The sequence below is a fragment of the Nocardiopsis sp. Huas11 genome (assembly GCF_003634495.1).
GTDB lineage: Bacteria > Actinomycetota > Actinomycetes > Streptosporangiales > Streptosporangiaceae > Nocardiopsis.
Map to the genome: position 1 here is coordinate 2,259,271 of NZ_RBKY01000001.1, position 13,212 is coordinate 2,272,482.

General features: G+C 65.8%; 7 protein-coding genes and 3 rRNA genes. 3 read left to right on the plus strand and 7 right to left on the minus strand.

What is annotated here, in order from left to right; all coding sequences use genetic code 11:
• Nucleotides 1-85: 85 nt before the first annotated feature.
• Nucleotides 86-871: an ABC transporter ATP-binding protein gene (locus DFP74_RS10055; protein ID WP_121181454.1), complete on the minus strand. Its 786-nt coding sequence runs from the start codon at nt 869-871 to the stop codon at nt 86-88.
• A 56-nt stretch (nt 872-927) separates the two neighbouring features.
• Here DFP74_RS10055 and DFP74_RS10060 point away from each other — a divergent pair, with 56 nt between their 5' ends.
• A complete protein-coding gene (locus DFP74_RS10060) occupies nt 928-1,701 on the plus strand; it encodes a hypothetical protein (RefSeq protein ID WP_121181455.1) in 774 nt (257 codons plus the stop codon).
• Here the strand turns inward: DFP74_RS10060 and DFP74_RS10065 are convergent.
• Nucleotides 1,694-3,205, minus strand: coding sequence for a serine hydrolase (locus tag DFP74_RS10065; protein WP_121181456.1), 1,512 nt, complete (start codon nt 3,203-3,205; stop codon nt 1,694-1,696). The genes DFP74_RS10060 and DFP74_RS10065 overlap by 8 nt on opposite strands.
• Nucleotides 3,206-3,536: 331 nt before the next feature.
• Here DFP74_RS10065 and DFP74_RS10070 point away from each other — a divergent pair, with 331 nt between their 5' ends.
• On the plus strand, nt 3,537-4,184 hold the full coding sequence (locus tag DFP74_RS10070; protein ID WP_121181457.1) for a DUF1707 domain-containing protein: 648 nt from the start codon (nt 3,537-3,539) through the stop codon (nt 4,182-4,184).
• Nucleotides 4,185-4,309: 125 nt separating this feature from the next.
• On the plus strand, nt 4,310-5,548 hold the full coding sequence (serB, locus tag DFP74_RS10075) for a phosphoserine phosphatase SerB (RefSeq protein WP_121181458.1): 1,239 nt from the start codon (nt 4,310-4,312) through the stop codon (nt 5,546-5,548).
• A gap of 22 nt (nt 5,549-5,570) precedes the next feature.
• Here serB and DFP74_RS10080 read toward each other — a convergent pair whose 3' ends face one another.
• The 5 genes from DFP74_RS10080 to DFP74_RS10100 all read right to left on the minus strand — a co-directional run bounded on the left by DFP74_RS10080 (nt 5,571) and on the right by DFP74_RS10100 (nt 13,073).
• Nucleotides 5,571-6,488 (minus strand): phosphotransferase family protein, encoded by a 918-nt coding sequence (locus DFP74_RS10080; RefSeq protein WP_147453849.1) that lies wholly within the window; start codon nt 6,486-6,488, stop codon nt 5,571-5,573.
• 246 nt (nt 6,489-6,734) lie between these two features.
• Nucleotides 6,735-6,850: ribosomal RNA gene (rrf, locus tag DFP74_RS10085) — 5S ribosomal RNA — on the minus strand.
• A 112-nt stretch (nt 6,851-6,962) separates the two neighbouring features.
• Nucleotides 6,963-10,054, minus strand: a 23S ribosomal RNA gene (locus tag DFP74_RS10090).
• Between the two features lie 327 nt (nt 10,055-10,381).
• A 16S ribosomal RNA gene (locus DFP74_RS10095) occupies nt 10,382-11,914 on the minus strand.
• Together the 16S, 23S and 5S rRNA genes form the textbook arrangement of a ribosomal RNA operon.
• Before the next feature lie 679 nt (nt 11,915-12,593).
• On the minus strand, nt 12,594-13,073 hold the full coding sequence (locus DFP74_RS10100; RefSeq protein ID WP_121181460.1) for a histidine phosphatase family protein: 480 nt from the start codon (nt 13,071-13,073) through the stop codon (nt 12,594-12,596).
• Nucleotides 13,074-13,212: the final 139 nt, after the last annotated feature.

Consider the following 13,212-nt stretch of genomic DNA (forward strand, 5'->3'; position numbering starts at 1 on the left):
CTGTGACAGCCCCGCCCCGTGACGCACACCTCAGCCGGGCGCGCCGCCGCGACCCGCACGATCGCGAGGCACGCCCCGGGCCCGCTCAGACGGCCTGCGCCGACCAGCGGTCCCCGACCCGCTCCACCTTCAACGGCAGCCCGAACGTCTGCGACAGCACGTCCGCCGTCATCACCTCGTCCAGGGGGCCGGCCGCGACCAGACCGCCCTCACGCAGCAGGAGCGCGTGCGTGAAGCCCTCGGGGATCTCCTCGACGTGGTGCGAGACGATCACCAGCGAGGGCGCGTTCTCGTTGCGCGCCAGGTTGCCCAGCCGCCGCACGAGGTCCTCACGCCCGCCCACGTCCAGTCCCGCGGCCGGCTCGTCCAGGAGCAGCAGCTCGGGGTCGGCCATCAGCGCCCGCGCGATGAGCACGCGCTTGCGCTCGCCCTCGGAGAGCGTGTGGAACATCCGGTCGGCGAGCTCGGCGACGCCCCAGTGGCCCAGCAGCGCGCGAGCGCGGCCGTAGTCCGGGTTGCCGTACTCCTCGCGGAAGCGGCCGAGATAGCCGTAGGCGGCGCTCACCACGATGTCGAGCACGCTCGTGCCCGGCTCGATGCGCCCCGCCACGGACGCGCCGGCGTAGCCGATCAGCGGACGCAGCTCGAACACGTCGACCCGGCCCAGCCGCTCACCCAGGATGTCGACCTGGCCGGCGGTGGGGAACAACTGGCTGGCGGCCACGTTGAGGAGCGTGGTCTTGCCCGCGCCGTTCGGGCCGAGGATCACCCACCGCTCCCCCTCGGCGACCGACCAGTCCACACCGGCCAGCAGGTGCGCGTCACCCCGCCGTACCGTGACCCCGCTCAGGCCCAGAACCCGCCCGTCCATCGTTCTCCTCCTCGTCACGTCCCACGCCGGTGCACGGGCCGCCCTACCCTGTAGCAATGCATCACACGTCCGCACCGCTCGTCGCCTGGGGCAACGCCTGGCTGTCCGGCCACGTCGGACTGGACGAGGCCGTCGACGCCGTCGAGCGCCGCAGCGGCCCCAACCTGATCGGGACAGTACCCGCACAGGACCTGCCCTTCGACAGCGGCGTACCGCTGCGAACGGCCCTGGTCCGGCTCGGCGGGATGGGGCTGTCCGTGTTCCGACTCGCGCTGCCCGCCCAGGGCGACCCCCTCGGGCTGGTGGGCCCGAAGGAACTGAACCAGGCGGCCCTGCACGCCCAGGAGGGGGTCCTGGTGCGGCTCGCCGACCGACAGGTGGGCCTGGTGCCCACCATCGACCGGCGTGGCTCATCCTACGTCGGCGTCTCCTGGACGCCGTATCCGGCGAACGACGCGCTTCCGCAGGTCCCCGATCTCGCCGAGGCCGAGCAACACCTCAAACTGACCCTCCTCGACGTGACCCGGACACTGGAGGGCGTGGACGACATCGCCGGGTTCACGCCCGGCGTGCACGACCGCCTGGGCGCGCTCGGCGAGCGCGAGGCGCCGCCCCTGGCCGCCGGATACCCCCCGCGCGCCCACCGGGTGGCCGCCCTGGCGACCCGGCTGGCCCGGGTGGTGGAGCTGGCCGAGCCGAACTCGGGCCGCGGGCTCACGGCGCGACAGGCCGCGGAGCGCGCGAAGGCCCTGCGCGAGCTGGACATGGCCGTGCGGCGCGCCCAGGTGGCCGCCCACACCGCCATCGCGCCGCACGGCACGGTCAGGTAGCCGACCGAGCGGGGCGGCTCCTCCGGCGCCCGGCCACGAGGTGGACCAGGCGGGCCGCACCGACCGCCACACAGGCCAGGGCCACCGCCAGGAGCGCGATCCAGAACGACGTGAAGAGATAGGGCACCTGGAACCAGGCCACGTCCCGGCCCCGGAACAGCCACCCGACGACCTCGTGCAGGCCCGCCATGAGCAGCGACGGCACGGCGTAGGGCAGCAGGCGGGCCGACACGTCCCACCACGGGCGGCCCGCGCGCGCCAGGGCCCAGCCGCGCGCACGCCGCACACCGCGCCAGGCGAGCGGCACGGCGGCGGCCCCCAGGGCGAGCAGGACGGCGTCCACGGCCAGTGGCGCGGTCCCCGTCGGCGGGGAAGGCGCGCTACCGGAGTCGATCAGTTCCACGAGCGCCGCGGCCAGGGAGTAGGCGCCACCCGCGGAGCCGGTGTTGGCCAGGACCGCCACCCCGTGCCCGCTGTCGGGCAGCAGCGCCTGGTGCGCCGTGGCGGTGAGCAGGTCCCCTCCGTGCTCGACGACCGGCGCTCCGGAGGCGGTCTCCCCCAGCGACCAGCCCAGGGCGTAGGAGCCGGAGACCTCGGAGGGGGTGTGCAGCGCGCGCACGCCCTCCTCGGACAGGACGCGGGTGCCGTCGGGCCCCCGCCCGCCGTTGTCGTGCGCGACCAGCCACGCGCCCAGGTCGGCGGCGGTGCTGATCACCCCGCCCGAGCCGTTGCCGAACCCGGGCGGCTCGTCGGCCGGGAACGCGTGCCCGAGCACGCGGACGTGGCCGTGCGCACTGGGCGGCAGGTCCAGGTCCGTGTCGATGGTGGTGCTGTCGTCCATGCCCAGCGGGGAGAAGACCCGCGCGCGCAGGTGGTCGGCGAAGGACCGGCCGCCGACCACCTCGACCAGGCGGGCGGCGACCTGGGCGTTGGGGTTGTGGTACTCCCACCGCGTCCCGGGCTCCGCGGCCAGGCGGGCGCTGCGCAGGTCCGCCACGGCCTGGCGCAGGGTCAGGGTGCTCCGGCCCCGGCTGTAGGAGGCGAACTCGGTGTCGGACATGCCGGAGGTCTGGTCGAGCAACTGGCGCACGGTGATCCGGTCCGCACGGGAGTCGGCCATCGTGAACTCGGGCAGGTGTTCCCGTACAGCGTCGTCCAGGTCGAGTTCCCCGTCCTCGGCCAGCTGGAGGACCGCGAGCGCGGTGATCGACTTGCTGAGGGAGGCCACGGCCATGGGCGTGTGCTCGGTGACGGGATCCCCCGCGGGGGTCGTCCCGTACCCCCGGGCGTGCACGACCTCGGATCCGTGGGTCAGCACCACCGCCGCGCCGGGCAGACCGGTGGCCTCCCGGTACTCCTCGACCACGGCGTCGACGACCGCGGGGGCCGGAGTGCTCGCCGTGGCGGCGGAGGCGGGGACCGCGTGCGCGAAGGACAGCCCGAGGGCGGCCAGGAGGCAGAGGAGCAGGTGCGCCCGGCGGCGGGCGGGCGAAGGCGGGATCATACGGACACGCTAGGACGGCGGCCACGGCCGGCTCCATGGTGCCGACGGCCGCGCCGATCTGCGGTCAGCACCCGGAACGGCCTCCGGGACGCCCCACCGTGACGGTCCCGGCCTCCGGCCCGCACGCCGATACACGACGGAGCCGGGGCCGCCCGCCCACCGGCGAGGGCGTCCCCGGGTCGAGAGGAGGGCCCTTCCGGGTCGAAAGGAATCCGGTCTCGGGGTCGTTCCAGGGTTGATACCTGATCCCTTCGGCCTCCGACGAGCCGATACTGGAAGAGTGGCAGGTCGGAACCACGGCCGCCCGGATGGAACGAGGAGACCCGTCATCATGCAGCCCGAGCACATCCGAGCCTCCGACGCGGACCGGGACAAGGTGGCCGAGCGCCTGCGGGAGGCCTTGGCGGAAGGCCGTCTGTCGCCGGTGGAGCATGAGGAGCGACTGGACGGCCTGTACAAGGCCAAGACCATCGGCGAGCTGTCGCCCCTGGTCGCCGACCTGCCGACGGGCGGGTTCGACTACGCGGCGATGGAGCGGATGTCGGAGGCCCCCAGCGGCATGCAGATCCTCGGCAGCGAGGCCCGCGACCTCGCCGGCCAGAGCAAGGGGTCGGAGAACCTGGTCGCCGTCTTCGGCGGAGCCGAGCGCAAGGGGCGCTGGCTGGTCGAGCCGCGCACGAACGTGTCCGTGCTGTGCGGCGGCGTCGAACTGGACCTGCGCGAGGCGGTCCTGAGCACCCGCGAGGTCACCATCCAGATGGCCGTCATCCTCGGCGGCGTGAACATCATCGTGCCGCACGGCGTGCGGGTGATCAACAACACGTCGGCGATTCTCGGCGGAGCCGACGTGCACGGAACGGACCAGCTCACGGACCCGAACGCGCCGGTCGTGCGGCTGACGGGCACGTGCATGCTCGGCGGGATCGACATCAAGGCCAAGGGTCCGCGCCGCAAGAAGGGGAACAAGCGCGACAAGTGACACGGCCACGCGGCCGTTCGGTGACCTGAATCGCACAGCAGGCTGTCCACATAGTGAACTACCTGGGAAAACGGGCGGCCCTGCATGACGGGCCCCGACGGGGTCCGAGTACCGTGGGTGGCGCCATGAATGATGACTCCACGCTGTTGGTGACCGTGACGGGCCGCGACCGTCCTGGCATCAGCGCGCGCCTCCTGAACACGCTCTCCGTCTTCCCGGTGACCATCGTCGACCTGGAACAGGTCGTCCTCGCCGGTCGGCTGGTCCTGGGCACCGTGATCGACGTCGACGAACGGGTCGCTCCCGGCGTGAGCCGTCACCGGGTCTTCGACGAGGTCCGCAACGCGCTCGACAAGATCGCCATCGACCTCGACATGGAGGTCGAGTACGGGCGGGGCAACGGCCGGGTGAGCGAGTCCGGCGCCGGCCGCCTGCACGTCACCGTGCTCGCCGACCCCCTGCGCCCCGGCGCCCTGGGCGCCCTCACCTCCTGTGTGGCGCGCGCCGGCGCGAACATCGACCGGATCGAGCGCCTGTCCAGCTACCCGGTGACCTCCGTCGAGATGGAGATCTCCGGCGGCGGCTCGGCCGGCGACGCCGCCCAGCTCCGTGCCGAACTGGCGATGGAGGCCTCCACGCAGTCCGTGGACGTGGCCGTCCAGCCCAGCGGTCTGCACCGGCGCGGCAAGCACCTGATCGTCATGGACGTCGACTCCACGCTCATCCAGGGCGAGGTCATCGAGCTCCTGGCCGCCCACGCGGGCTGCGAGGCCGAGGTCGCGAAGGTGACCGAGGAGGCCATGCGCGGCGAACTCGACTTCGAGGAGTCCCTGAGGGCACGCGTCGCGCTGCTCAACGGCCTGGACGCCTCGGCGATCGATCGTGTGCGCGAGGAGATCCAGCTGACCCCGGGCGCCCGCACCCTGGTGCGCACGCTCAAGCGGCTGGGCTACGAGTGCGGCATCGTGAGCGGCGGATTCACGCAGATCACCGACGTGCTCGTGGAGCGGTTGGGGCTGGACTACTCCGCCGCCAACACGCTGGAGATCGTCGACGGCAAGCTGACCGGCGGTCTGATCGGCCCGATCATCGACCGCAAGGGCAAGGCCACGACCCTCGAACGATTCGCGGAGCAGGCAGGGGTCCCCCTGTCCCAGACCGTGGCCATCGGCGACGGCGCCAACGACCTCGACATGCTCCAGACCGCGGGGCTCGGTGTCGCGTTCAACGCCAAACCGGTCGTGCGGGAGCAGGCCGACACCTCGGTGAACGTGCCCTACCTGGACACCATCGCCTTCATCCTCGGCATCACCCGCGAGGAGATCGAGGCGGCCGACCTCCACGCCGCCGACACCGAGAACTGATCGCGGGTCGGCTCCGCCTGCGTCACCGGGTGTGGCGCCACCAGTAGCGACCGACGATGAGCTCGTCGAGCGCGCGGAGCCTGTCCGCGGCCATCCGCGCGTGCGCGTCGGGATCTCCGAGCGCGATGCGAAGGTCCGCGGCCAGGTGGGCCGCTTCGCGAACCTCGCACTGGGCCCGCAGGGTCTCCGGCGCGCTCCCCGTCATCCGCGCGATGACGTCGAGCACGGCCTCCGTGTGGGGACCGCTGAACCGGGCCAGGAAGAACCAGTCGTCGGCGGGTTCGCCGTAGCGGGCCCACTCGAAGTCCAGCAGGGCCGTCACGCTCCGATCCCGCACGAGCCAGTTGTCCCAGTGGCAGTCGGCGTGAACCGGGACGCGCGCCTGCGCGTACAGCGGCGCACGTTCGGCGATCGCCCCCAGTCCATCGAGCAGACGACGGGGAACGGTTCCGCTCCGGTCCAGGGCGGCCAGTTCCTCGACCTGGGCGCGGAGCGCGCACCGGCTCGTGAAGCCGCCGTGGTCCAGTGGGCGCCTCAGCACCTGTTCGGCGGCGTCCGAGGGTATCCACGCGTGCAGTCGACGGAGCCGGCCGACCGCCGCCCGCGCCAGGGAGCGCGCCATCACGCCGTCGGCTCCGGGCAAGCCCATACCCGGGGCGGCCCCCGGCACGCGGGCGTAGCAGGCGTAGCGGAGGTCACGCGTCCCCGACCGGTGGAACCCGGCTGACAGCAGCGGGGCCGTGAGGCCGGCGGGCAGGTCGCCCGCCAAGGCGATCTCCCGGTCCAGTCGCGAGTGACCGGCGGCGCCGATGAGCTTCACGACGGCGTCCGAGCCGACGTAGACGTGATGGGAACTGCTCTCGACGACGGCCATGGGACCGGGATCCCGTCGCAGGGCCGCCGCGGCGATCGCACGGGCGGCATCGTGGTCTCCTCGCACGTCGGTGATGGGTACTCCAGCCGTAGACGGTGAACTCTCCGGGGGCCGAACGACAGGCCGCGGCCGGCGGCTCCCACACGCTCGGCTCCTGACGTTGTCCACAGGGAGCAGATCACCTCTGGCAGGCCGGCCCCGACCACGCTCTCATAGACACCGGGGGGACCCCACAATTCACAAACGCACAAACTTGGGCACAAAAAAAAGGGGAGAAGCCGCCCCACAAGGCGACCCCTCCCCCAAAAAAAACCGTGGCAGCAACCTACTCTCCCACCCCACCACAGGGCAGTACCATCAGCGCAAGGAGACTTAACGACCGGGTTCGGAATGAGACCGGGTGTGACCCTCCCACCATAACCACCACGGAAACCAAACACCCACCACAAACCCAGCTCAACCCCACAAAAGGGGAACCAGATCCACAACGGGAAAACCGTAGGAAATGTGAAAAATATGCGCGAGCACCCAATTATCTGCAGCGGACAAGCCCTCGGCCTATTAGTACCGGTCAGCTCCACCCCTCACAGGGCTTCCACACCCGGCCTATCAACCCCGTCGTCTACAGGGAGCCTTACCCTCTCAAAGGAGGCAGGAGACCTCATCTCGAAGCAAGCTTCCCGCTTAGATGCTTTCAGCGGTTATCCCTCCCGAACGTAGCAAACCAGCCATGCCCTTGGCAGGACAACTGGCACACCAGAGGTTCGTCCGTCCCGGTCCTCTCGTACTAGGGACAGCCCTTCTCAAGTCTCCAACGCGCACAGCGGATAGGGACCGAACTGTCTCACGACGTTCTAAACCCAGCTCGCGTGCCGCTTTAATGGGCGAACAGCCCAACCCTTGGGACCAACTCCAGCCCCAGGATGCGACGAGCCGACATCGAGGTGCCAAACCATCCCGTCGATATGGACTCTTGGGGAAGATCAGCCTGTTATCCCCGGGGTACCTTTTAGCCGTTGAGCGACACCGCTTCCACACGCCGGTGCCGGATCACTAGTCCCAGCTTTCGCTCCTGCTCGACACGTCCGTCTCACAGTCAAGCTCCCTTGTGCACTTACACTCAACACCTGATTACCAACCAGGCTGAGGGAACCTTTGGGCGCCTCCGTTACTCTTTGGGAGGCAACCGCCCCAGTTAAACTACCCACCAGACACTGTCCCCGAACCGGATCACGGTCCAAAGTTAGATGCCCGAAACAGTCAGAGTGGTATTTCACCAACGCCTCCACCGCCACTAGCGTGACGACTTCACAGGCTCCCACCTATCCTACACAAACCATCCCAAACACCAATGTCAAGCTATAGTGAAGGTCCCGGGGTCTTTCCGTCCTGCTGCGCGAAACGAGCATCTTTACTCGTAGTGCAATTTCACCGGGCCCATGGTTGAGACAGTGGGGAAGTCGTTACGCCATTCGTGCAGGTCGGAACTTACCCGACAAGGAATTTCGCTACCTTAGGATGGTTATAGTTACCACCGCCGTTTACTGGCGCTTAGATTCCCAGCTTCGCAGGCCGAAACCCACTAACCAGTCCTCTTAACGTTCCAGCACCGGGCAGGCGTCAGTCCGTATACAGCGTCTTACGACTTCGCACGGACCTGTGTTTTTAATAAACAGTCGCTTCCCCCCGCTATCTGCGACCCCACCCAGCTCAGGCCGTAAAGACCATCACCAGACAGGGCTCCCCTTCTCCCAAAGTTACGGGGACAATTTGCCGAGTTCCTTAACCATGGTTCACCCGAACGCCTCGGTATTCTCTACCTGACCACCTGCGTCGGTTTAGGGTACTGGCCACACACGAACTCGCTAGAGGCTTTTCTCGACAGCATGGGATCACTCACTTCACCGAAAACGGCTCGGCATCACGTCTCAGCCTCACGGTGTGCGGATTTGCCAACACACCGGCCTACACGCTTACCCCCGGACAACCACCGCCGGGTAGAGCTACCCTCCTGCGTCACCCCATCACTTACCTACTACAACATCGGTTCCCAGACCAGCCACAACCTCGACCCGAAGGTCTCAGAAGGAGCCGGCGTGGTTAGCATCCGTCGCCTCGGTACTGGGCGCTCGTGCACGGGTACGGGAATATCAACCCGTTATCCATCGACTACGCCTGTCGGCCTCGCCTTAGGTCCAGACTCACCCTGGGCGGATTAACCTGCCCCAGGAACCCTTAGTCAATCGGCGGCAACGTTTCTCACGTTGCTTTCGCTACTCATGCCTGCATTCTCACTCGCACACCCTCCACCACACGATCACTCGGCAGCTTCTCCGGATGCACGACGCTCCCCTACCAACCCAAGAACAAGTCTTGAGCTTCACAGCTTCGGCGGTGTACTTAAGCCCCGCTACATTATCGGCGCAGAACCACTTGACCAGTGAGCTATTACGCACTCTTTAAAGGATGGCTGCTTCTAAGCCAACCTCCTGGTTGTCTGGGCAACTCCACAACCTTTCCCACTTAGCACACGCTTAGGGGCCTTAGCTGATGATCTGGGCTGTTTCCCTCTCGACTACGAAGCTTATCCCCCGCAGTCTCACTGCCACGCTCTAACTTAACCGGCATTCGGAGTTTGTCTGACGTCAGTAACCTTGTAGGGCCCATCAGCCAAACAGTAGCTCTACCTCCAGCAAGAAACACGTGACGCTGCACCTAAATGCATTTCGGGGAGAACCAGCTATCACGGAGTTTGATTGGCCTTTCACCCCTACCCACACCTCATCCCCCAGGTTTTCAACCCTGGTGGGTTCGGGCCTCCACGAGGTCTTACCCCCGCTTCACCCTGGACATGGGTAGATCACTCCGCTTCGGGTCCACAGCATGCGACTCAAACGCCCTATTCAGACTCGGTTTCCCTACGGCTACCCCACACGGGTTAACCTCGCCACACACCATGACTCGCAGGCTCATTCTTCAAAAGGCACGCCATCACCAAAGACAAGCTTCAGCTCTGACGGCTTGACAGCACACGGTTTCAGGTACTATTTCACGACCCCTCACCGGGGCACTTTTCACCTTTCCCTCACGGTACTAGTGCACTATCGGTCATCAGGACGTATTTTGGCTTAGCAGGTGGTCCTGCCAGATTCACACGGAATTTCACGGGCTCCGCGCTACTCGGGAACACACCAACACCTAGCCGGCAACTTCGTCTACGGGACTCTCACCCACTACGGTTCCGCTTCCCAACGGATTCAACTATCACCAGCATCAGCGCTCCGGGCCGACAGACCCGAAAAGATGCGCCCCACAACCCCGCACACGCAACGACTGCCGTCTATCACACGCATACGGTTTAGCCTCTTCCCCGTTCGCTCACCACTACTAGGGGAATCACTTTTGTTTACTCTTCCTACGGGTACTGAGATGTTTCACTTCCCCGCGTCACCACCAACCACCCTATACATTCAGGTGGCGGCAACCCGACACAACTCGGGCTAGGTTTCCCCATTCGGACACCCACGGATCAAAGCTCGGTTGACAGCTCCCCGTGGCCTATCGCGGCCTCCCACGTCCTTCATCGGCGCCTGATGCCAAGGCATCCACCGTGTGCCACTATCACTTGGCCACTACAGATAATAAGATGCTCGCGCACACTATTCACAAATCAAAACACCAACCGCACACCCTCATACCACTCCACACAAGGAGAGTTCCTCAGGGCGGTCCGCGGGAAACAACACCGGCCACCAACCCCCCACACGTGGGGAGCAAGCAGCCCAGGGTTGCTTCCTCAGACACCCAACAGCGCGCCCCCTGGCGCTTCTAGTCACCAGGGGCAAAGTTCGATTCCTTCAAGCCACTCCCGACACCAGCACAGACAACCTGTACCGGCCGGGTCCACTTTCGAGTCCGGCCAACCATAGGAAAGAGTTGGCCTTTGAAAGACTCCTTAGAAAGGAGGTGATCCAGCCGCACCTTCCGGTACGGCTACCTTGTTACGACTTCGTCCCAATCGCCAGCCCCACCTTCACTCATTCCCTCCCCGAAGGGTTAGGCCACAAGTTTCGGGTGTTGCCGACTTTCATGACGTGACGGGCGGTGTGTACAAGGCCCGGGAACGTATTCACCGCGGCGTTGCTGATCCGCGATTACTAGCGACTCCACCTTCATGGGGTCGAGTTGCAGACCCCAATCCGAACTGAGACCGGCTTTTAGGGATTCGCTCCACCTTACGGTATCGCACGCCCATTGTACCGGCCATTGTAGCATGTTTGCAGCCCAAGACATAAGGGGCATGATGACTTGACGTCGTCCCCACCTTCCTCCGAGTTGACCCCGGCAGTCTCCCATGAGTCCCCACCATTACGTGCTGGCAACATGGAATAAGGGTTGCGCTCGTTGCGGGACTTAACCCAACATCTCACGACACGAGCTGACGACAGCCATGCACCACCTGTCACCCACCAACTAAATGACCCCACATCTCTGCAGGTCCACGGGTGATGTCAAACCTTGGTAAGGTTCTTCGCGTTGCGTCGAATTAAGCAACATGCTCCGCCGCTTGTGCGGGCCCCCGTCAATTCCTTTGAGTTTTAGCCTTGCGGCCGTACTCCCCAGGCGGGGCGCTTAATGCGTTAGCTACGGCGCGGAAACCGTGGAAAGTCCCCACACCTAGCGCCCAACGTTTACGGCATGGACTACCAGGGTATCTAATCCTGTTCGCTCCCCATGCTTTCGCTCCTCAGCGTCAGGTAAGGCCCAGAGACCCGCCTTCGCCACCGGTGTTCCTCCTGATATCTGCGCATTTCACCGCTACACCAGGAATTCCAGTCTCCCCTACCTACCTCTAGCATGCCCGTATCCACTGCAGAACCGGAGTTAAGCCCCGGTCTTTCACAGCAGACGCGACACGCCGCCTACGAGCTCTTTACGCCCAATAATTCCGGACAACGCTCGGACCCTACGTATTACCGCGGCTGCTGGCACGTAGTTAGCCGGTCCTTATTCCCCACCTACCGTCAACCCCACGAGAACGTGGAGCCTGCGTTGGTGGTAAAAGAGGTTTACAACCCGAAGGCCGTCATCCCCCACGCGGCGTCGCTGCGTCAGGCTTTCGCCCATTGCGCAATATTCCCCACTGCTGCCTCCCGCAGGAGTCTGGGCCGTGTCTCAGTCCCAGTGTGGCCGGTCGCCCTCTCAGGCCGGCTACCCGTAATCGCCTTGGTAGGCCTTTACCCCACCAACTAGCTGATAGGCCGCGAGCCCATCCCTGACCGATAAAACTTTCCACCGTCCACCATGAGGTGGCCGGTCGTATCCGGTATTAGACGGCGTTTCCACCGCTTATCCCAGAGTCAGGGGCAGGTTGCTCACGTGTTACTCACCCGTTCGCCGCTCGTGTACCCCGAAGGGCCTTACCGCTCGACTTGCATGTGTTAAGCACGCCGCCAGCGTTCGTCCTGAGCCAGGATCAAACTCTCCATAAAGGTCATACAACCCTAACCCGGCCACCGCGGACGGTACCTGGGCGGGTAAACCTAGAAGTAATCCTGACCGACCATCTTGCGATGGCCAATCAAAGGAACCCTTCACACCGAAGTGTGACGGGGCCAAAACAAACATGGCTTAAAGAAATTCAAACACGCGCTGTTGAGTTCTCAAGAAGCAACCGCTCATCCCGTACAAGCCCCGGTGCCGTTTCCGGACCGTTCGCTCTTCCGTGGAAGGCTGTCTTGTCTGCGTTTCCACCGCTGTGAGCGGCTTGGACGCTTCGTTGTGTCTTTACTTTATCAGGTGTTCCGTGCCCCGCCAAATCGGCGGTTTCGGAGCAATTGATCGGGGTAAAGCCCGTTTTCGCTTCTTCCGACCCGGCGAATTGGCCCGGCTTTCGAAGCAGCTCCCTGAGCCTACCGGAACCGAATCAGTGCTCGGACCGGATGGCCTGTTCACAGTCTTCGACCCACATCACGACATGCGGAGCACATCGAAGGAGAGTCAGAGGTCTGTCACGCGGAGAGGGTCACCGGCACGCCCACGTGAACCGTGTTCGTTTCGCTCGGTGGATGGCCGACCCCTCGCGGCCTTGGGCCGGTCGGAGGCGACTCGGAGAACATTACCCTCCGCCCGGCGCCTCCGCAAACCGTCTGAAGCGTGGCCTGGGTCACACTAGCCGAGGATCTTGCCGGTCCCCGTGCCCGGGGCCGCGTAGAGCCAATCGACCTCCAGCTCGATGGCGGCGACCGTGGCCGGCGCGTAGCGCGTCAGAGTGTCGTCGCCCAGGAAGCCGGCCGCCAGCTGGGCGATCGTCGGGTTGTGCCCCACCACCAGGACGGTCCCCGCTTCGGGGTCGACGCGGTTGATCATGCCCAGGAGGTCGTCCGGCCCCGCGGAGTAGGCCTCGTCGGTGTAGTCGACCTCGGGAGCCGTCTCCAGGTGCAACTCGTGGAGCACACCCCGGAGCGTCTGCCTGGTGCGCCTGGCGCCCGAGCAGATCACGTGGTCGGGCACGTACCCGCCCTCGGCGAGCAGCCGACCGACGGACGCCGCCTGGAGATGGCCCCTGTCGTTGAGCGGACGGTCGAAGTCCTCTTCGCCGTGGCCGACGTCGGCCTTGGCGTGCCGCATGAGCAGCAGTGTCCGCTTCATGACGCGAGGGCGGTCGCGACGATCGCCAGTGCTCCGATGAACCCCACCATGACTCCCACGATGACGATCAAGCCCTTCAGTCCAGTCACCAGGCACCTCCCTCTCGCCGCTCGGTGGTGATGCGCACGGACGACGTCCG